19 protein-coding genes and 1 other annotated feature are annotated in these 20,822 nt (G+C 33.6%); of the genes, 12 read left to right on the forward strand and 7 right to left on the reverse strand.

The annotated features are described in order from the left end of the window. Positions 1-213 precede the first annotated feature (213 nt). The 3 genes from EKH84_RS08445 to EKH84_RS08455 form a co-directional block, all read right to left on the reverse strand. Positions 214-738, reverse strand: a complete 525-nt coding sequence (locus tag EKH84_RS08445; RefSeq protein WP_013656158.1) for a DUF4364 family protein — start codon at positions 736-738, stop codon at positions 214-216. 53 nt (positions 739-791) lie between these two features. Beyond that, positions 792-1,715 (reverse strand): TIGR01212 family radical SAM protein, encoded by a 924-nt coding sequence (locus EKH84_RS08450; protein ID WP_127065935.1) that lies wholly within the window; start codon positions 1,713-1,715, stop codon positions 792-794. 72 nt (positions 1,716-1,787) lie between these two features. After that, positions 1,788-2,222, reverse strand: coding sequence for a hypothetical protein (locus EKH84_RS08455; protein WP_013656160.1), 435 nt, complete (start codon positions 2,220-2,222; stop codon positions 1,788-1,790). 177 nt (positions 2,223-2,399) lie between these two features. Between EKH84_RS08455 and EKH84_RS08460 the strand changes: the two genes are divergently transcribed. Further along, on the forward strand, positions 2,400-3,110 hold the full coding sequence (locus EKH84_RS08460) for a response regulator transcription factor (protein ID WP_013656161.1): 711 nt from the start codon (positions 2,400-2,402) through the stop codon (positions 3,108-3,110). Positions 3,111-3,113: 3 nt separating this feature from the next. Continuing rightward, on the forward strand, positions 3,114-4,511 hold the full coding sequence (locus EKH84_RS08465; protein WP_127065936.1) for a HAMP domain-containing sensor histidine kinase: 1,398 nt from the start codon (positions 3,114-3,116) through the stop codon (positions 4,509-4,511). Between the two features lie 183 nt (positions 4,512-4,694). Here EKH84_RS08465 and EKH84_RS08470 read toward each other — a convergent pair whose 3' ends face one another. Next, the gene (locus EKH84_RS08470) at positions 4,695-5,867 is read right to left on the reverse strand and encodes a THUMP domain-containing class I SAM-dependent RNA methyltransferase (protein WP_013656163.1); all 1,173 of its coding nucleotides are present in this window, start codon (positions 5,865-5,867) and stop codon (positions 4,695-4,697) included. Positions 5,868-6,117: 250 nt separating this feature from the next. Between EKH84_RS08470 and EKH84_RS08475 the strand changes: the two genes are divergently transcribed. The 7 genes from EKH84_RS08475 (at position 6,118) to EKH84_RS08505 (ending at position 12,303) form a co-directional block, all read left to right on the forward strand. Further along, entirely contained in the window at positions 6,118-7,029 is a 912-nt protein-coding gene (locus EKH84_RS08475; RefSeq protein ID WP_127065937.1) for a phosphate ABC transporter substrate-binding protein, read from the forward strand. 357 nt (positions 7,030-7,386) lie between these two features. Next, positions 7,387-8,214 (forward strand): phosphate ABC transporter substrate-binding protein, encoded by an 828-nt coding sequence (locus tag EKH84_RS08480; RefSeq protein WP_127065938.1) that lies wholly within the window; start codon positions 7,387-7,389, stop codon positions 8,212-8,214. A gap of 24 nt (positions 8,215-8,238) precedes the next feature. Beyond that, positions 8,239-9,102 (forward strand): phosphate ABC transporter permease subunit PstC, encoded by an 864-nt coding sequence (gene pstC / locus EKH84_RS08485; RefSeq protein WP_013656166.1) that lies wholly within the window; start codon positions 8,239-8,241, stop codon positions 9,100-9,102. Further along, the gene (gene pstA / locus EKH84_RS08490) at positions 9,102-9,893 is read left to right on the forward strand and encodes a phosphate ABC transporter permease PstA (RefSeq protein ID WP_013656167.1); all 792 of its coding nucleotides are present in this window, start codon (positions 9,102-9,104) and stop codon (positions 9,891-9,893) included. Before pstC ends, pstA begins: the two co-directional genes overlap by 1 nt. A gap of 12 nt (positions 9,894-9,905) precedes the next feature. Then, positions 9,906-10,655 carry a phosphate ABC transporter ATP-binding protein PstB gene (gene pstB, locus EKH84_RS08495; protein ID WP_013656168.1) on the forward strand — a complete coding sequence of 250 codons (750 nt, stop codon included), beginning with the start codon at positions 9,906-9,908 and terminating at the stop codon, positions 10,653-10,655. 44 nt (positions 10,656-10,699) lie between these two features. Beyond that, positions 10,700-11,386, forward strand: coding sequence for a phosphate signaling complex protein PhoU (phoU, locus tag EKH84_RS08500; RefSeq protein WP_013656169.1), 687 nt, complete (start codon positions 10,700-10,702; stop codon positions 11,384-11,386). A gap of 290 nt (positions 11,387-11,676) precedes the next feature. Then, entirely contained in the window at positions 11,677-12,303 is a 627-nt protein-coding gene (locus tag EKH84_RS08505; RefSeq protein WP_127065939.1) for a cytidylate kinase-like family protein, read from the forward strand. A 182-nt stretch (positions 12,304-12,485) separates the two neighbouring features. Here the strand turns inward: EKH84_RS08505 and EKH84_RS08510 are convergent, their stop codons facing one another. The 3 genes from EKH84_RS08510 to EKH84_RS08520 all read right to left on the reverse strand — a co-directional run bounded on the left by EKH84_RS08510 (position 12,486) and on the right by EKH84_RS08520 (position 16,947). Further along, positions 12,486-13,802, reverse strand: a complete 1,317-nt coding sequence (locus EKH84_RS08510) for an IS4 family transposase (RefSeq protein ID WP_127065015.1) — start codon at positions 13,800-13,802, stop codon at positions 12,486-12,488. A gap of 225 nt (positions 13,803-14,027) precedes the next feature. After that, positions 14,028-16,031 (reverse strand): methyl-accepting chemotaxis protein, encoded by a 2,004-nt coding sequence (locus EKH84_RS08515; protein WP_127065940.1) that lies wholly within the window; start codon positions 16,029-16,031, stop codon positions 14,028-14,030. A gap of 259 nt (positions 16,032-16,290) precedes the next feature. Continuing rightward, positions 16,291-16,947: a hypothetical protein gene (locus EKH84_RS08520; RefSeq protein ID WP_127065941.1), complete on the reverse strand. Its 657-nt coding sequence runs from the start codon at positions 16,945-16,947 to the stop codon at positions 16,291-16,293. Positions 16,948-17,168: 221 nt separating this feature from the next. Between EKH84_RS08520 and deoC the strand changes: the two genes are divergently transcribed. The 3 genes from deoC (at position 17,169) to hisS (ending at position 20,742) form a co-directional block, all read left to right on the forward strand. After that, the gene (deoC, locus tag EKH84_RS08525; RefSeq protein WP_127065942.1) at positions 17,169-17,849 is read left to right on the forward strand and encodes a deoxyribose-phosphate aldolase; all 681 of its coding nucleotides are present in this window, start codon (positions 17,169-17,171) and stop codon (positions 17,847-17,849) included. A 318-nt stretch (positions 17,850-18,167) separates the two neighbouring features. Beyond that, entirely contained in the window at positions 18,168-19,070 is a 903-nt protein-coding gene (locus EKH84_RS08530) for a chemotaxis protein (protein WP_127065943.1), read from the forward strand. Positions 19,071-19,128: 58 nt separating this feature from the next. Next, positions 19,129-19,333, forward strand: a binding site (T-box leader). A 143-nt stretch (positions 19,334-19,476) separates the two neighbouring features. Continuing rightward, positions 19,477-20,742: a histidine--tRNA ligase gene (gene hisS, locus EKH84_RS08535; protein ID WP_127065944.1), complete on the forward strand. Its 1,266-nt coding sequence runs from the start codon at positions 19,477-19,479 to the stop codon at positions 20,740-20,742. Positions 20,743-20,822 lie beyond the last annotated feature (80 nt).

Below are 20,822 nucleotides of genomic sequence, written 5' to 3' on the forward strand. Positions count from 1 at the left end.
GCCAATTAAAAATAATCCTTTGAAGCCCATTGTAGTTGATGCTCAGAGGTTTTTTATTTTTTGCCTTTTCTTCTAAAATAAAGATAAAATCTTACTAAAAGTAATAGGGTTTAATTTAATATTGAGTATGATAACAGAAACGTATAAATAAAGTATGGTTGATAGAAAAAAGCAAAATAAAAGAGTAGCTAAGGGAATAACTTAGCTACTCTTTTATTTTGAAAGCAATTGCAGAATTTCACCATAAAGTTCAGTGGCATTTGTCTTCCACTTGTTACAGAGTTCAATAGCTTGTTTCTTAGAGCCAACACTTATATTTAAATCAATGAGTGTTGAGTGATTTTCTGTCACCTTACAATGAACCATATAATCATTGGTTTTATTAGGAGTATATTCAGCATGAATATCTAATTCACTTTTGAATTTTCTCCAGTTGTTTTCTATAAATAGATCTAACTCTTTTCTTATGAATTCAGGAATACGGGAAGCGAAAAATTCTAAAGCCTCTTCTCCCTTAGAACTAATCTCAAAGTAAGATGCATTACTTTGTTTGGAGATGGTAATAAACTTAGAAGTTTCTAACTCAGTTAAGTATTGCTGAAGCGAAAAGTAGTCTGTGTAGCCTCTTTCAAGAATTATTTGTGTCATTTGAGATAAAGAAAGAGGCATTTTTACTTGCGATAAAAGATAGAGTACGATGAGTTTATTGACTGTAAAGTCTTCATGATTAATATTCACAACTTGCCTCCTCACACTTTTTACTATTATTGTATCTTAAAAGTGGGGTAAACTCAATATTTGTTTAAATATTTACCTTGATAGATGTCATGCTTATTCAAGTAGCGTGTAATACCATTAAGGACATGACGCTTATTTTTAGTCCAAAGAGGACCAATTAGATGTTCTTTGGGACCATCTCCTGTTAAGCGGTGAATAACAAAGTCGGGAGGTAACAAGGTAATAATATCACCTAAAAGCGCTATATACTCTTCTTCTGTCAGAAGTGGAAAAGGATGAGCTTCGTAATAGTGGCCTAAGGGGGAATTATCTAAAATATGCAGCATATGCAGCTTAATACCTTGCAATGGTAAATGACATAGATATCTAGCAGAAGCTAGCATATCGGATTTGGTCTCATGAGGAAGCCCTAAAATAAGATGGACAACAGTTTCTATAGAATAAGTAGCTAGTTTTTGAACGACTGTATAAAATATGTCTAAAGAATAACCTCGGTTAATGAGCTTAGCAGTGGGTTCATGAATAGTTTGTAAGCCCAGTTCAACCCATAGATGTGTACGCGTACTTAGTTCACCTAGATAAGCAATGATTTCGTCAGTTAAGCAATCTGGTCTAGTGGCAATAGCAAGTCCAACGACACCAGGAAAAGCAAGGGCTTCTTCATATTTTTGCTTAAGCTCCTCTAAAGGTGCATAGGTATTAGTAAAAGCCTGGAAATAAGCAATATATTTCGTGGCATTTCCCCATTTAGCTGAAAGTAATCCAGTAGCCATAGAAAGTTGTTTGGTAATATAATGTTCATCTGAAAAAGTAAAGTCACCACTACCACGTTCGCTACAAAATAAGCAGCCTTTAGAAGAAATACGACCATCTCTATTAGGACAAGTAAAACCACCATCTATGGAAAGTTTAATCACCTTAGTACCATGTTTTTCTCGTAAAAAGGTATTAAGAGTTCTATAACGTTGTTTTTGCATAAAATCTCCTTACTTAAGTAAAAATAACAAAAAAGATAATATAAGTTTATGACTTATATTATCTTATAGAAGTTAATGAAGTGCAAGGAGCATTTCTTCTTTTCTAAGCCTAATTTCTTCACACGTATTAATGACATGATTCCAGCCTTCATCTGTCGTGACAGTTCTAGAAAATTTAATAAAATCATCTCTTAAAATTTTGGTATAGTTCACTTTTATTTGTTTTACTTCATCGTCATTTTGAGTATGACTAAGAGCCTCTAAAAATTCATTGGCCCTATTAGAAGAAACAAAGGGTAAATAAGGTTGGAGGGCATCTAATTTTTTTTGAAGTGCTTCATAATGTTTTTCAAAAGGATTGCCTTCTACATTTTCCATATAAGCAAAAAAGGCATCTAAGTTAAGAAAGGTAACATTTTTGATACAAGAATAATCAAAGTTTTGAAGTAGCTGATGAAATTCATAGAGGTGATTTTCTAGTTCTTGTTTAGTCAGTAATGTTGGCATAATAAGATCCCCCTTAAAGTCATTTCAAGTAAAATTTCTTTTTATATAGCTTAGTATATCCAGACAAAAATAAAAAAGTGTATGTAAATTTTACTTTATAATTTTTGCAGCTTGTAATATAGTAAAAGAAAGTATATTAGCCAATAATGCTTAAAATGATTATAAAAGGGTGAGATAATGAATAAGAAACATATTGTTGTAATTGATGATGAAGAACATATTTTAGAACTCATCAAATATAATTTAGAAGCAAATGGTTTTATAGTATCTACTTATACAAGTGTCGAAGCAATGCAAAAAAGTATAGGGGAAAGCCCTATTGATTTAATTTTATTAGATATTATGCTTCCTGGCATGGATGGTATCACTGCACTTAATATCTTTAGAAATCATGAACAGTTAGGGTGTGTACCTGTTTTATTGGTGAGCGCTAAAGCAGAAGAAATTGATAAAATATTGGGATTAGAGCTAGGAGCAGATGATTATATTACCAAGCCATTCAGTGTAAGAGAGTTAGTGGCTAGAGTAAAAGCTATACTGCGCCGAGCTGATAGAAATGAAGTGCCGACTAAAAAAACAGAGGAAGATCATTTTTTAGTACATCAGGACTTAAAGTTAGATATAGAAAGCCATTTACTTACTTTTAAAGATGAACCCATAGAACTTACCTACAAAGAATTTGAAATTCTTAAGTTACTTATGAGTAACAAAGGAAAGGTTTTAACAAGGGAAGTTATTCTGGATAAAGTATGGGGATATGATTATTATGGTGAAACACGTACAGTAGATGTACATATTCGTTATCTAAGAGCTAAGTTTGAAGCCTATGGCATAGGAGAGTATATTGAAACTGTTCGTGGCGTAGGGTATAGGTTTGTAAAGGAGTAGCGCATGAAAAATAAAATCATTTGGCCTACTTTAACGGCTATTTGGATACTTGTTATTACAGTGGCGGCGGAAGCCACCTTAATGGGTAGTAGACTAATGAATGAAGCTGGAATCAGTTTAGCAGCAGGTGAGGTGAATCGTATGATTTACCACATTTTTGTGATAGCAGGCATCATAAGCTTTGTTCTTTATGTGGTTTTAAAAGGTGCTATTAAAAAGATTACAGACCCTATTGAAGCTTTAACTGAGGATGCTAAAAAGTTTAAAGAGGACCAATATACACATCAACTAAGAGATTATGATATAGAAGAACTACAAAATCTAGCCCATGCTTTTGACTATATGGGAGATGAATTAAGTGGAACTATCAGAAAACTAAGGCATCAAAAAGCTAAATTAGAAAGTATGTTTTCTTCTTTAGAAGAAGGCATTATTGTTATTGATAAAAAGGGGTATATTGATGAAACTAATGAATTGGCTAGAAAGCTACTAGGGTTAAAAGGAAATATACCTAACAATTGCCACATTACGCATTTACTAAGAGAAGAACAGTTCGTTAAACTTGTTACTGAAGGGCTTAAAACTAATAAAATGCAAGTGATTGAATTAAAGATAGGAGAATACATTGTCTATATTACGATGGTAGCTGTAGGTAGATCTGGTAAAGTATATGAATATTTATTGCTGATAAAAGATGTAACGCAGCTTAGAGGATTAGAAGAAATGAAGTATCAATTTGTAAGTAATGTTTCTCATGAGTTAAAGACTCCTTTAACAAGTATTCAAGGTTTTGTGGAGACCTTACAAGCTGGAGCTATAGAAAATAAAGAAGTCGCTTATCGCTTTTTAAATATTATTGACATTGAGACCAAAAGGCTTTATCGCTTAATCCAAGATATATTATTACTATCTGAAATCGAAAATATGGATAAACAAGAATACGGTGATGTGAAGGTTGCAAGTGTCATTGAAAATTGCATGAGTTTGCTTCAAGAACAAGCTGATAAAAAATCTGTTAAAATAGTATTTAATGAGGAGCAATCTTTAGTCATTAAAAATATGAGTGAGGACCACTTGACTCAAATGATGATGAATTTATTAGGAAATGCAGTAAGATATACAGACAATGGTGCTATTATTATTACAACTCAGGAAAATAGTAGGCAGCAAATCATTACCATTAGAGACAGTGGTATTGGCATCCCAGAGGAAAGTATTCCACATATTTTTGAGCGCTTCTACAGAGTAGATAAAGGTCGTTCAAGACAAAGTGGTGGAACTGGCCTGGGGCTCTCTATAGTTAAGCATATTGCAAAGCTTTATGAAATTAAGATTGAAGTCAGTAGTGAATTAGGAGAAGGGACATGTTTTCGTCTTATATTGAATAAGGAAGATGAGTGAGATAATCATAAGACAATGTCTTCATCGAAAAGTGAGAGTAATAGGAGAAGTTAAGGAAAGAAAAATAATAAGATAAGCCATATAAGCAAAGGAGCTGTTGCAATAAAATGTGCAACAGCTCCTTTTGATATTTGTAAGTGCAAATGTAAAGCGCAACTAGCCGATTATATTTGCACTTTTTTGTTAGTTATTAGATATTTCTTTAAAGTTTTCTCCATCCTTTGGAGGTTTTGGACCAAAGTATTGATAGAAATCAACCTTTAAATTACCATTAAATAATTTGCGTTTTTTATTAGCTTTTTTACCATAATCACGTTCAAAGGTATCCACAGAGGTAATAGCATAAAGCGACCAAGTTGGATTGCTATCGATTAAGCGACGAAGCTCACGATGGATTTGTTCAATTTGTGACAGATTACTAATACGCTCACCATACGGAGGGTTAGCAATGACAATGCCATAATCACCATGTGGCAAGGTAGCTTTGTGGATAGGCTTGGCAAAGAACTGAATATATTCACCAACACCAGCAGCTTCCGCATTTTCTCTAGCTTTATTAATGACATTTCTATCAATATCAGAAGCGTAGATAATAGGATTACCTTTTTGATCAATGGCTTCTCTCGCTTCCTGACGAAGCTCGTCCCAAAGTGTTTTAGGTACTTGTGGCCAGAAAGAAGAAGCAAATTGCCTGTTAAGGCCAGGGGCAATGTTTTTAGCTAACATAGCAGCTTCAATAGCGAAAGTACCTGAACCACAACAAGGGTCGTAAAGCATACGTCCTTTTTGCCAGTAGCTAATTTGCAAGAGGGCAGCTGCCATGGTTTCTTTAAGAGGGGCCTCTACATTGCTTACGCGGTAGCCACGCTTATGAAGACCTTCACGGCCAGTTGTATCAATAGTTAAGGTAGCCACATCTTTTAAAATAGAAACTTGTACCGTATAAGAAGGCCCTGTTTCAGGAAACCAATCCATTTTATATTTCTCACTAAGGCGTTTAACAATTGCCTTTTTAGTAATGGCTTGACAGTCTGAGATACTAAAAAGCTTCGACTTAACAGACTTACCATTAACAGTAAATTTAGCATCTGGTGTAATCCAAGCTTCCCAAGGAAGTGCAGTAACTTTATCAAAAAGTTCTACGAAAGTAGTGGCCTTGAATTCTCCCATTTTAATAAGTACACGGTCAGCACTGCGAAGCCATAAGTTAGAAAGCACAATAGCTTCTGAATCTCCAGTATAAACAACCTTGCCATCTTGCACAGCATTTATTTCATAACCTAAATCTTCTACTTCTTTTCGTACCATGGCTTCAAGTCCGAAGGTAGAAGTAGCAATTAGTTCAAATGTTTTCATAATGTTCTCCTCTAAAAATACTCATTTCGTATTCTTATTGTACACCAATATAGATAAGCTGTATACCAAGTAAGTAGAATCAATTAGTAAGTGATGAAGAAGGGATCATTGAGCTTAAAAATATTATTTAACAAATTCTTAACCTAAACCAAATATTAATTGAACATTGTAATAATATCATATCGATGTACAGAAAAAACAAAAACAAAAACAGCTATAATACCTATAGCTTTCCAGGAGGGAATTAAAAATGAAAAGAAAATTTTTAGCTTGCTTTGCGGCTCTAACATTAGGAACTATGATGTTTGCAGGATGCTCAGCTAACACAGGAAATGAAAATAAAACAAATGAAGCCAGTACTACACCAGCTACATCAGCAGAAGCTAGCCCAGAAGCTAGTTCAGCAGATGCAACAAGAAAAGGTGTAAAAATATCAATCGTAGGTTCTACAACCATAGCTGAACCAATGGAAAAATTAGTAGAAGCTTATAAAGCTACTGGGTCTTCAGACAATATTGAAGTACAAGGAAATGGCTCATCAGCAGGTATTAAAGCTGCTATTGATGGAACAGCAGATATTGGGATGGCATCTAGAGAACTTAGTGAAGAAGAAAAAGGCTCAGGACTTGTAGAAACAGTAATTGCTTATGATGGAATTGCAGTAGTAGTTAATCCAAGCAATGGTGTAGCAGATCTTACAAAGGATCAAGTTAAAGATATCTTTGAAGGAAAAATTACTAACTGGAGCGAAGTTGGTGGCGTAGATAAAGATATTATCGTAGTAACAAGAGAAGCAGGCTCAGGTACAAGAGGTGCTTTTGAAGAAATTCTTAAATTATTAGATGAAAACAAAGCTTCAACTATTGTAGAAACAGCTTTAGTTTCAGAAGGTACAGGTGCAGTTATGGCTACAGTAGCAACAAAGGATGCTGCTATCGGATTCGTTTCAGAAGGGTACCTTGATGATACAGTAAAAGCAGTGGCAATTGATGGCGTAGAATGTACAGTAGATAATGTAAAAGCAGGTAGCTATACTATTTCAAGACCTCTTATCTTAGTAGCACAACCAAGTATCAAAGCAGAAGCACAAGAAGTAATTGATTTCATCGTAAGTGACGAAGGTCAAAAGATTATGAGTGATAAGTATATCTCTATAAAATAGTAGTGTAATGAATAGCTTAAGAGTTGAAGTAGATAAGCTAATATGGACATAAAAAATAGAGAAGTAATGATTCAATAATATTTAAACAAAGTAACAACTAATAAAGCAATACGCTAATATACTTAAACATTGCTAATGTTTCAAAATATTTACTCCTAAAATATCTTATAAATTGTTATTATCCCCAATAACTAAATAAATGAATGAAGTAGGTCTAGGGTGGGTAAGCCTAGGCCTATTTAACATAGATTTAACATTGTTCCAACATAAATTAAACATTAGGGGCGTAATATAGGGATACAAATTTACAAAACATTATTGGCTAAGATATATATTATTTTTAGGAGGCATATAGCTATGAAAAAGAAATTACTTCTATGTATAGCAGGGGTAATGATTGGGACTATGGCGCTTACAGGTTGTGGCAGCAGTAGTTCAAAAGGACCTAAAGTTTCAATTGTAGGTTCTACAACAGTATCAGAACCGATGGAACAATTAGCAGAAAAATATAAAGAAACCGTGCCAGATGCTAATATTGAAGTACAAGGAAATGGTTCATCAGCAGGCATTAAAGCTGTAGCAGATGGGACTGCAGATATGGGTATGAGTTCACGTGAACTAAGTGAAGAAGAAAAAGGACTTGATTTAACAGAGACAGTTATTGCTCATGATGCCATTGCAGTTGTAGTTAATACAACTAATGAAGTGACGAATTTAACAAAAGAGCAAATTAAAGATATTTATGAAGGTAAAATCACTAACTGGAGTCAAGTAGGTGGTAAAGATGAGAATATTATTGTGGTAACAAGAGAAGCAGGTTCAGGTACAAGAGGGGCCTTTGAAGAATTATTAGGTCTTTTAACAACTGATAAAGCTTCTACTATTATTGACAGAGCTTTGGTAAGTGAAGGTACAGGTAGTATTATGGCCACAGTAGCTTCCAAAGAAAATGCAATTGGCTATATTTCTTTAGGTTATAGGAATGAAACAGTAAAACTAGTAGAAGTAGATGGTGTGATGCCAAGTGCTGAAACAGTTTTAGCGAATGAATATATGATTTCAAGACCATTACTTCTTTTAACATCAAATAATACAAGTGATGAGGCAAAAGCTTTGTTAGATTATATCGTTGGAGCAGAAGGTCAAAGCGTTATAGCAGAAAAATATATTCCAATTAATCAATAGTAATCTATAAACGAGTAAAGGTAGATGAAGTACATGGATAAATTAATGAAAAGAGTGTTTTGGTTATGTGCAGCCATCATGATTTTAGTAGTTGGATTTATGGCAGTATATATTATAGTAGGAGGAGTACCTTTCTTTAAAGAAGTGAGTATTTGGGATTTCCTATTCGGTAAGAAGTGGAATCCATCAGGAAAAATATTTGGTATTTATCCAATGTTAGTAGCAAGTTTATATGCTACATTAGGTGCAACTCTTATAGGGGTTGTAGTTGGTGTGAGTACAGCAATTGTTTTAGTAGAAGTCTTACCACAAAAAGTGGCTAAGGTGTTTTCAGCGGCAATTGACTTACTTGCTGGTATACCATCTGTTATCTATGGATTCTTTGGTCTGATGGTAATTGTACCCATCCTGAATGACCTTTTTGGGGGTATAGGTGGTGGTAGTAGTTTATTAGCAGCAATGCTGATTTTAGCAGTTATGCTACTACCTACAGTGATAAGAATGACAGAAGTAAGTCTTAGAGCTGTTCCAAATGAATATAAGGAAGGGGCCTTAGGATTAGGGGCTTCTAAATTTCAATATATTTTCAAAGTACAATTAGGTGCAGCTAAATCTGGTATTATGGCAGGAATTGTACTAGGTATAGGTAGAGCGTTAGGCGAGACTATGGCTGTTATCTTAGTAGCAGGTAACTCTGTACTTATCCCAAGTAGTATTATGGATCCAGTAAGAACACTAACCGCTAATATTGCAATGGAAATGGGATATGCAACAGGCATTCACCAGCAAGCACTATTTGCAACAGGGATGGTGCTTTTCGTACTGATTATGGCAATTAATTTAGTACTTACGCAGTTTATTCGAAGGGCAGAAAGGAGAGCTAGATAATGCAAAGAAAACATAAGGAAAGTCTGATAAAAGTTATATTACTTGCAATTTCATCCATAACTATTATTATGTTAGGTTGGATTATAGGCTACATTGTGTTTAAAGGTATAGCGCATATTGACTTTGGCAAACTAGTTCCTCCAATTGTTTCAACGTTATACATGGTAGCTATTGGACTTCTTATTTCAGGGCCCATTGGTATTGGAGCCGCTATCTACTTAAATGAGTATGCAAAGCCAGGCAAGTTCGTAAATGCCATTCGTTTTGCAACAGAAAGTTTGGCAGCTGTTCCTTCGATTATATTTGGTTTATTCGGGATGGCTTTCTTCTTAACACAATGTAAATTAGGCATCTCTATTATGGCGGGTTCACTTACTGTGTCTATGATGGTATTACCTACTATTGTAAAAACGACAGAAGAAGCACTAAAGACTGTACCTGTAAGCTATAGAGAAGGTTCACTTGCCTTAGGAGCCTCTAAGTTTAAAACCATTATTAAAGTAGTACTCCCTAATGCTTTATCTGGTATTTTAACAGGTGTTGTTTTAGGGACAGGAAGAATCGTAGGAGAAACAGCAGCCATTTATTTAACAGCAGGAACGATGTATCGTTTTCCAGAAAGCCCGATGGAATCAGGTAGAACTTTAGCTGTTCACTTATATTTATTGGCTAAAGAAGGTATTTCTTTCGACGAAGCTTACGGCACAGCTGTTGTACTGCTGATTACAATTTTACTTTTAAATTTACTTACTTACTTTATTGGATATAAATTAAGTAAAGTCAAATCATAGAGGAGAAAGACTATGGAAACAATTATGAGTATTAAAGATTTATCATTCTATTATGGTGACTTTAAAGCTTTAAAAAATATTAACTTAGATATTATCGAAAATGAAGTACTTGCTTTTATTGGGCCTTCAGGTTGTGGTAAATCTACTTTATTACGTATCTTTAACCGTATGAGTGATTTGGCTGCAGCACCTAAGGTAGAAGGGTCTATTACTTATCGTGGTCAAGAAATCTTTGGTATGGATACGATTGAACTTAGAAAAAAAGTAGGTATGGTATTTCAGAAGCCTAATCCATTCCCAATGAGCATTTATGATAATATTTCTTATGGACCACGTATGCAAGGTATTAAGAAAAAATCAGAATTAGATGAAATTGTAGAAGATAGCTTAAAGAAAGCAGCCATTTGGGACGAAGTAAAAGATAAGCTTAAGAAAAATGCCATTAGCTTGTCTGGGGGACAACAGCAAAGAATTTGTATAGCACGTTCCATCGCTATGCGTCCAGAAATATTATTAATGGACGAGCCAACCTCTGCTCTTGATCCTATTTCTACTTCTAAAATAGAAGATTTAATTAGTGAACTAAAAAAACAATACACAATTGTAATCGTAACGCATAATATGCAACAGGCAGCAAGAATTTCTGACCGTACAGCCTTCTTTTTACTAGGGGAATTAATTGAGGTGGATGATACACACAAAATCTTTAATATGCCAGCTCATAAAAAGACAGAAGACTATATTACGGGTAGATTTGGCTAAGCCACTAATAAAAAACAGAGAGCAATCAGTAAAGGAGAAGGAAAATGCCATCTAGAATAGTATATGAAGAGCAGTTACAAGGATTAAACAAACGTATTATTGAAATGGGCCATGCTGCAGAAGAAATGATTAGTGATACACTTAATTCTTTGATTCATGGTGACCATACATTAGCACAAAAAGTAATTGATAGTGATGACAAGGTAGATTTAATACAACTTGAGATAGAAAAAGAATGTGCCATACTTATTGCCCATCAACAACCTATTGCAAGAGATCTTCGTTTTATCTTATCAGTGGTTAAGATTGTAACGGATATAGAAAGAATAGCAGATCAATGCTGTGATATTTGTAAATATAGCATTAAGCTTAAAGAGGATAAATGGAGTGAGGAAGTTAACTACCAACGCCATATTGAAAAAATGGCTGTTGCTGCTAAAGAGATGTTAACAGGAGCCTTAAATACTTTTGCAACTAAAAACATAGAGGATATCAAAGATATTTGTAAAGCAGATGATAAGATTGATGAAGCTTTCTGGAAGGTTTGGAAAGAAATAAGGGATGAAATGGTAGCTGATAAGGAGTTTATTAGAAGTGGACTTCATTACATTATGATTATTAAGTATTTAGAAAGAATAGCAGATCATATTACCAATATAGCAGAGTGGATTTATTACAGCTTAACAGGTGAATATGTTATTCATGCTTCTATTAATGAAATAGAAAAATAAAGATAAGAGGCTGACGTGAAACATGATATCAAATATAAGATGGTGTATCTAGTAATTGAATGGCTAGAGCACATCTTGTGTTGAAGCATTATTTCATGTCAGCCTCTTACTATTTATTGAGTTTGTGTAGAGGGTTAAATAGGCAAGAATACAATATACAATAGAGTACAAATTTGATTATTTTGGAAAAATGTTTTATAATAATGTAAAGTAGATTCTACAAAGTATAAATGCTACTGCAATCATCTAATGCATATTAAATGAAGAAGTAGTTGAATGGAGGAATGGCCATGAGCAAAAAAGTGATTATTACCATTGATAGACAATATGGAAGTGGCGGTAGGGCAATCGGTGAAAAGTTGGCTAAAGATTTAGGCATTCCCTTTTATAACAAAGAAGTTACAGAAATGGCCGCAAAGCAAAGTGGTATGAGTAAGGAAGTGTTTGACAAAATAGATGAAACAGCAGCAAGTAGTTTGTTATATTCTGTGGTAACAGGAGCTTATATGTTTGGCAATCACGTACCACCTACCCTAGATCTCCCTATTAATGATAAGTTATTTATAGCACAAACTGAAGTCATCAAATCTCTTGCCAATGAAGGGTCTTGTGTTATTGTAGGAAGATGTGCAGATTACATTTTAAGAGATGATGAGAGTGTAGTTAATATATTTATTCATGCAGATCTACCTGTTCGTTTAGAACGCGCTATAAAAGAATATCAATTACCACCAGAAAAAGCAGAAGCGCAGTTAAATAAGATAGATAAAACAAGAGCTAATTACTATCATTATTATTCAGGTGAAAAATGGGGAAATAGCTTTAACTATAAACTATGTATAGATAGTGGTATGTTAGGAATAGAAGGTAGTGTAGCTGTTATTAAAGCTTTTATTGAGCAAAGAAATACAAAATAATTAATGATAAATAAAAAGTAGTGCACTTCATGTGGCAATGTCATTAAGTTAACATTGTGATAGAAACGCATCCCTAGGAAAAGAAGTTGAAGATTTATTTCTTCAGCTTCTTTTTCTATTTCCAGGTACCACAAATAGACAGATTTGCATCTGACTCAAAATTTATATTCTTTTACAAAGATTTATGCTACTCTATAAAGGAAGCCATGAAAAATCTTAACAATTAAGTTTCGTTCCCTATGCCTATCAGGTCTTATAGGAATGAGATTTTTTGCAATTATGGCTTCTACATCAGGTGATGTTGCTTTTCCATGATAGAATAACCTACACATATGCACTGCAACTGAGAAATTTGCTTTATATGTATGCTTTCTTTGCTTTTTTTCAATGACTACGTGGGAGGTAATCATTTCTGCAAAGTTATACATTATCATATGTGCATAGATTTCTTGTTGGATACACATCACCTTTTTTGAATGAAAATCTAACATTCCAATCGTATATTTCAAATCTCGAAAAGATGTTTCAATCCCCCAACGAGAAGCATACAGTTTTTTTACCTCATCAGGAGGATACTTTTCACTATTTAGATTTGTAACTATTGTTTCATAGGAAGTTTCTGAAATAGGAAATCTCACTATTCGGAAGTGTAATTCATAGAATTTAGCAGGTTCAGATTTCTTGTTTTTAAGTGGTAAATAATCAAACGGTTGGGCTGAAGAAACACTTCGATAATGATTTTTGTCTTTGAAAAGTTCTTTGACTGCATTCGTTTTCTTTCTTGTAAGTTTTAAAGAAATATCAATATCAAAACAGTCTGTTTTGGGTAAATCCAATCCATTCTTTATACCATTAATTCCATCTTTGACACGAATAAGAAAGAACCATCCTTTTTCTTGAATGTGAGCCATGCTGTTGAAAGATTCATAACCTCTATCAGCTATCACGAGTGCTTTAGGAATTTCAGAACGATCAACCATTTCTTGTAGAGCGTTATGTTCATTCTTTTCTTTAGATTTTTGTATTATCACATCATGATAAATAGAATAATTTATATTATACAACGCATTTATATGCAGAAGATTATATGATTTTCTTCCATCTTTTCCAGAATGAAATGAATTTAAATCATCAGGATTGGTAGGAATCTGTACATCAGACCCATCAACAGCAAGTATGGGCATATCTTCATTAAAGTTATCTATAAGTTTACTTGAAAAGCCGTCAAATATCTTCTTAAACGCTTCGGGCTTTATCTTTTTCCTCTGCTGAACAAACGCAGAAGAAGTGGGTGTATCTGCAGATGCACCAAATAGATCTAATAATTCGTTTGTAAGGCTCCCACTTCCCATTCCAATAATTCCAGCTAAAATTTTATTCATGGGCAATTTTCTTTTGCGTAAAAAATCACTACCTGGATTGGTACAATAATCTTGCGGATTGTCAGCTAACTTTTGGATTTCATCTACTAAAAGCTTTTTAATTTGTTTGGGTTTCATATGTGTCCTCCTTGTAACTAAGTTTCCTTTAATTACAAGGGCCGCTCTCACTACCTCTTTATTCAATCAGTAGTGAGAGCGGCCACACATTTTCTTTGTCTTGTCAACTACTTTTTCAAAAAAAGATCCCTATACCATTTGATTGGTATAGAGATCTTTTTTCGTCATCTTAACTTAATGACATTGCTTCATGTGGTGCACTACTTTTTTGATTAGTATAATCTACTAGACCCTGAAGGTTTGAATAGCTTGATTAAGTGTCTCCATATTATTTTTTAAGGAATTTGCTAAATCAGACAGGTCAGAAATAACAGTTTGTTGAGTAGTTGTTAAACTACTTACTTCCTCAGTAGAAGCAGCTGACTCTTGAGTAATAGTAGCAATACTGTTAATTTGTGTAACCATTGTTTCTTTTAAAGACTGCATGCTATTGATACTAGAGTTAATATCTTTAAGCTCACTATTCATTTGTTTAAGAATGTCAATAATATTAAAGAAAAGCTGATAAGTTTCAGAAACAACAGTTGATTGGTCTTTAATGATGGTATTTGACTGTTCTACTAATTGAGTAGTTTCATTCATTTTATTAGCAATGGTATTTAACGTATCACGTACATTGAGGGTAGAATGCTTAGATTGATCAGCTAGATTACGAACCTCATTAGCAACTACTGCAAAGCCTTTACCAGCTTCACCAACTCTGGCAGCCTCAATACTAGCATTAAGGGCAAGTAAGTTAGTTTCTTCACTGATATTGTCTACGAGTTTCATAATGTCTTCTATATTTTGATTGAGAGTTTTTAATTCATTCATACTTTCGCGGATATGAGAAGACATTTGCATAGAATTAGTCATAGTAGCAGTAAGAGTATCCATAGTTGTTGCAGCAGTTTCCATCATTGTTTTAGCACCCTCAGTATTTTCTAAAAGGTGATTAGTTTTATTGGTAACAGTTTGCATACTTTCAGCAAGTGTAATCATACCTGTATTACTTTCTTGTGCATCCATAGCTTGGAGAGTAGTACCCTCTGCAATATCAGAAATAGAAGCAGCAAGTTGAGTAAAGGTTTCTACAGATTCTGAAGTAGAACGTGAAAGAATTTTACTCGTATCTAAGGTATGTACAATAACCTGCTGAGTTTGGTTAATAAGTTTGCTCATATTAGCAATCATAAGATTAAAGCTCTTACATAGTTGGGTTGTTTCATCACGGCCTTTTTCAGGAGCGATAACCGTCAAGTCGCCGTTCTCAGCTTTTTTCATCAATCCCATTAGGTGAATAATTGGATTTGAAAGACGCTTGGCTAATAGATAACCAAGACCAATTGCAAGTAAAATAGTAATAATAACAAGAATAATAACCATGACAATAGCTGTATTAAGTTGTGAAGTTAAGGATTTTTCAGGTGCTTGTACAATGACCTTCCAACCATTAGAAAGACTAGCATATGAGAATAAATAGTTTGATAAATCGATTGTCTGGTTAAAAGAACCTAAGGTGGACTCACTAGAAAGATTGTTAGTAATAGAGTCATTTAAGTGAGAGACACTATCATTGGAAGTATAAAGCACTTCATTATTCTCATCTACAAGGAAGATGAGAGAATTATCTAGAAGTGTCATATTACCTAAATAATCAAAAATACTCTTTAAGTTAACATCTACATATACTGTATATTGAGCATTATGATCAAAGTCAGTATAGGTTTGGAAAACTACCATATGATCATTTGGTGTATTTTCTGTAGCAGTCCAAGTAAAGCTTCCCGTTTGGGCAGTCTCTCCTAATAATTTGATTTCATCTTCAGTTAAATAAGGAATTTTACCAATAGGAAGTTTTGTTTTAGTTGAAGTGATATAAACATTAGAAACATTATGGTCCAGTTCTTGAAAATAGACGATTTGTGATTGAATCTTTTCAAGGGCATTAGTTTGTTTTCTAACATCACCTGAGTGATAATCTCTTAATAAACCACTTTGAGATAAATCAGAAATAGTAAATTGTGTAACATTTTTTTCTACATCCTTAGTATAGGTGTCTAAATTACTAGCGGCTTGTTTAACGAGCTCTAAGGTGAGTTTACTACTAGTAGCACTCAGTGCATTTTTAGAAGCAGAAGTAAAAACAATAGCTAGAATAAACAAAGGAAGTAGTGCAAAACATATAAACATAATAATAAGTTTATATTTAATAGAAAAAGTGTAGTTAAGACGCTTAGTTTTTTTCATAGATTAAACCTCCCTTAAGTCGTCATAACTATTTTAACACAAACATAATTTGGAAAACTAAATAATAGTCATAAAATACTAGAAAAGGGGGAGGTTGTAACAAGAAAAGTAAAAAGTGCTATATTAACAACAATAAATGACAAGAAATGAGTAAAAAATATAATAAAGCGTAGGAATAATAAAGCGAAATATAAGAATAATAAAAAGCGAACCATTAAGTTCGCTTTTTTATTAGATAAATTTACTAAAAGGTTAAGAATTAGTTGGTACTAGCTGTCGTATCATTACTAACATTGGCATCGACACTAGTGTTAGTATCAGCATTGTTAGAAGTAGCAGCTTCAGCATTGTCTGGAACTACCATATTATCTGTAGTAGCTGTGTTATCTAATAGAGTATCGTCTGCGAATTCATCAACAAAAATATCTTCTTCAGCATTATCTCCAGTTGAAGCAGCTGAAGGTGTTAAATCCAGTTTTTCATAAGTAGAGGTAATAGAAGCGTTGTCATTGTCTGATAATGCTACTTTAACTGCATCCATTAACATATTAGTTGCAGAAGAAGTATTAGCATTAGAAGGTAGCTCTAAGGATTGGGTAGTAGTAATATAAGTATTTACATAATCAATACCAGATACTAGATCTTTATAAAGCGTAGTTGATGATTCATCTAAGCCAGATAAAGCTACAGAAGAAATAGTATGATCTTTTACTTCTACTACTAAATCCATTTGGGCATCAGATAATGTGATGCCAGCTATGTATTTACCATCTTGATAAGTATCAGACGGAGCAAAAGTTTGTGTTGTCTTATTCTTTATTAGTAAGAAAACAAATAAAGCAATGACAACTAAGAAAATGAGGATTGGAATTCTAAGATCTTTGAGTTTGATAACCATGAATTTAGGACTAGACATTAATGACCCTCCTTTTTAAAATAAGATGTCCTACTACATATATATGGACGAGGTCTTTATTATATGCAAAATAAAAAATAAATTTTGGACTAAAAAATAGAAATAGTGTGATTTCCAAAAAGTAAATATTATCCTAATGGGAATAGTTGTCAGAGTAAAGCAAAATATGATAAGATAAGCTTAAAATAAGGTTTTACTTATAAGAAAGAAGGACTAAAATAATGAACATTTCACAAACAATTGACCACACTCTTTTAAGAGCAACTGCCACAGAAGCTGAAATTAAAGCTATTTGCGAAGAAGCCATAGCTTATCAATTTAAGACAGTATGTGTGCCTACTTGTTATGTACCTATAGCAGCAGATTTGTTAGAAGGAACAGACATAGGTATTACAACAGTAGTAGGCTTCCCTCTTGGTAATGAAACAGCGGCTACTAAAGCGTTTCAAGCAAAAGAAGCAGTTGTAAATGGAGCAAGCGATATTGATACGGTTATTAATATAGGAGCCCTTAAGGATGAAAAATATGACTATGTTCAATTTGATATTGAAGAGGTTGTAAAAGCAGCTAAAGCAGCAGATCCAAAGACAATTGTGAAGGTTATTATTGAAACTTGTTATTTAACAAAAGAAGAAATTATAAAAGCAACAGAAATTGTTATGGCAGCTGGGGCTGATTTCGTTAAGACCTCAACTGGTTTTGGAACAGGCGGTGCCACTTTAGAAGATGTTAAATTAATGAAACAAACAGCAGGTAATCAAATACAAGTAAAAGCTTCAGGTGGTATTAGTGATGCAGAGACTGCAAACGCTATGATTGAAGCTGGCGCTACAAGACTGGGCGTAAGCAAAAGCATTGCTATTGTTACAGGGCAAAAAGTAACAGATGGTGGTTCTTACTAATATAAAAGGTTTTTTAGTTGATAGGAATAATGAAAAACATATCAAGCACCTTATAAAGTGTTTGATATGTTTTTTTATTATTTAAAAATGATTATAATTTTGTTGTATTTCTAACATCAATAAGTGATAGAGGCTTTTGTGTGAGGGGAGCTCAATGCTTTTTATAGAATAAATTGACAAGAATTGCAGAAGATTAATTGAAATAAACAATTAATTAAAGTATAATTTAAATTATAAAGAATAGATGAATAATGCTGTTTTGATGAAGGTAAAAACAACTAGGTTATAGTTATGATTAAAGGATGAGGAAGTGAAACCATGAAAGAATCAGTTTTATTAGATGTAGGAACTGGAGAATTAGAAGTTATTGTTTTTTTAGTTAATAATAATCGCTACTGTATTAATGTACTTAAAGCAAGAGAGATTATACAATTAAATGATGTAAGGCCTTCAACTGATAGCAGTCAAAATATCTTAGGTATTACTAATGTAAGAGATAAAGTAATGACTGTTATTGATTTAAGTTACATATTAGATAAAAAACCAACTGAAGTTACAAATAAAAAAATGGCGCTTGTATGTGAGTTTAATAGAAAACAAGTAATGTTCGCTGTAGATAGCATAGAAGGTATTCGTCGTGTGAAGTGGTCAGATATTACAAAGCCTGATCAATTATTAAGAGGTTCATTATCTGTAGGAAATATTTTAACTGAAGAAGGCATTTTATTAATGTTAGACTTTGAAAAGATTATTACTGATATTTCTAAAGAAGAAAACCCATATATAAGAGGTCAAAAGGAAATTGTTAAAAAATCAGAAAGAACTAGCAAAAAAATTTATATGGCAGATGATTCAAAAACCATAAGAACTTTATTACAATCTGTACTAGAATCTGCAGGATATACGAATATTCATAGCTTTGATAATGGCCAAGAAGTACTAGATGCATTAAGTAAACTTAAGCAAGAACAAGGTGCTGGCTTTAAAAAAGAGGTGGATCTCTTAATTACAGATATAGAAATGCCAATTCTAGATGGGCATACAGTAACTCGTAGAATTAAAGAAGATAATATATTATGCGAATTACCTGTTATTATTTTCTCTTCTCTTATTTCAGATGAGCTTTATCATAAGGGAGAAGCAGTAGGGGCAGATGCACAAATTAGTAAACCATCTATCCATGAATTAGTAGATGCCGTTGACCGTTTAGTATTTAAATAAGCTATGAATTTTAAGGCTTGACTAAAAGGGAAACTTTGATAAAATATAAGATAATACAAATACATCTATGATGAGAAGAAGTATAATCTTAACTCCAGAGAGTAAGCATTTAGCTGAGAGCTTACATGAGATTAGAAGACATCTCGGAGAGAACTCTTGAAATAGTAGTAGGGAGTAACGTTTAAGCCCCGTTATCGGCTAATGAAGAGCAAAGACTTAAGGTCTTTGAAACAGGGTGGCAACACGGTTATATCGTCCCTGACAATTATGTCAGGGGCGTTTTTTATTGCCCTAAAAAGGAAAAATTTTCTGAAGGTGTATAATAAATATGTGTTAAAAAATAGCCGCTTATGTAAATAATTATAGTAAATACTATTTAAGATGTGAAAACAGAAAGGAGTAACTTATGGAACTTCGTGCCCTTAAAGGAACAAAAGATATTTACGGAGAAGAAATGAGAAAATGGTTGGATGTAGAAGAAATCATTAGAAATTTATGTGATGATTTTGGCTTTAACCAAATTAGAACACCAATGTTTGAGTTTACAGACCTTTTTGCAAGAGGAGTAGGTGAAACAACAGATATTGTTAATAAGGAAATGTATTCCTTCGTTGACAAAGGAGAAAACCGTATTACCCTTAAACCAGAAAGTACAGCAGCAGTTGTACGTGCTTTCTTAGAGCATAGTATGTTTGCTGATACACAACCTACAAAGCTTTATTATATTTCTCCAACTTTCCGTTATGAAAGACCACAAGCAGGTCGTCAAAGACAGTTCCACCAATTTGGAGTAGAAATGTTTGGTACAGACTCGCCAACAGCAGATGCAGAGGTTATTGCTATTGGTCATACATTACTAAAACGTTTAGGCATTAATAAAGTAGAGCTTCATATTAACTCTCTTGGTGGCCCAGAATGTAGAAAGAAATATAACGAGAGTTTAAAAGCTTTCTTAAACACAAAGAAAGAACACCTTTGTGAACTTTGCCAGGAAAGAATGGATAAAAATCCACTTCGTGTACTAGATTGTAAAAATCCACAGTGTCAAGAGCACTTAAAAGGTGCACCAACTGTACTTGAAAACTTAGGTGAAGAGTGCCGTGCACACTTTGAAACCCTTCAAAAGCTTTTAACTGCTATGGAAATTCCATTTGTAGTAGACCCGGGTATTGTTCGTGGCCTTGACTACTATACTAAAACTGTATTTGAATTTATCTCTAATGATATCGGAGCACAAGGTACGGTATGTGGTGGTGGCCGTTATGACCGTTTAGTAGATGAAATAGGTGGTAAACACGTACCTGCGGTAGGCTTTGGAGCAGGGATGGAGCGTCTTATTATTGTAAGAGATGCAGAAAATAATGCACCATTAGCGCCAGCAATGCGTGATCTTTTTATTGGTTATCGCGGTGATGAAGCCATGATGGAAGCATTCAAACTCGTTAATGCACTTCGTCAAGAAGGTATTAGTGCAGAAAGTGACCATCTTCAAAGAAGCATCAAAGCTCAAATGAAGTTTGCTAACAAAATTAATGCGCGCTACTCAGCTATCATTGGAGAAAGTGAGCTTGAAAATGGCGAAATTCAGCTTAAAGAAATGGAATCAGGGGATAGTGTAACAGTACCAATGAGCCAATTCGTTCAAATGTTTAGCAATATCATCAAGAAATAATAGTGAAGAATGAAAATGAAGAATAAAGAACAATTATTGAAAGTCATTTTAATAAACAATTATTAATGCTTCATTATTAA

Source organism: Cellulosilyticum sp. WCF-2, assembly GCF_003990395.1.
GTDB classification, from domain to species: domain Bacteria; phylum Bacillota; class Clostridia; order Lachnospirales; family Cellulosilyticaceae; genus Cellulosilyticum; species Cellulosilyticum lentocellum.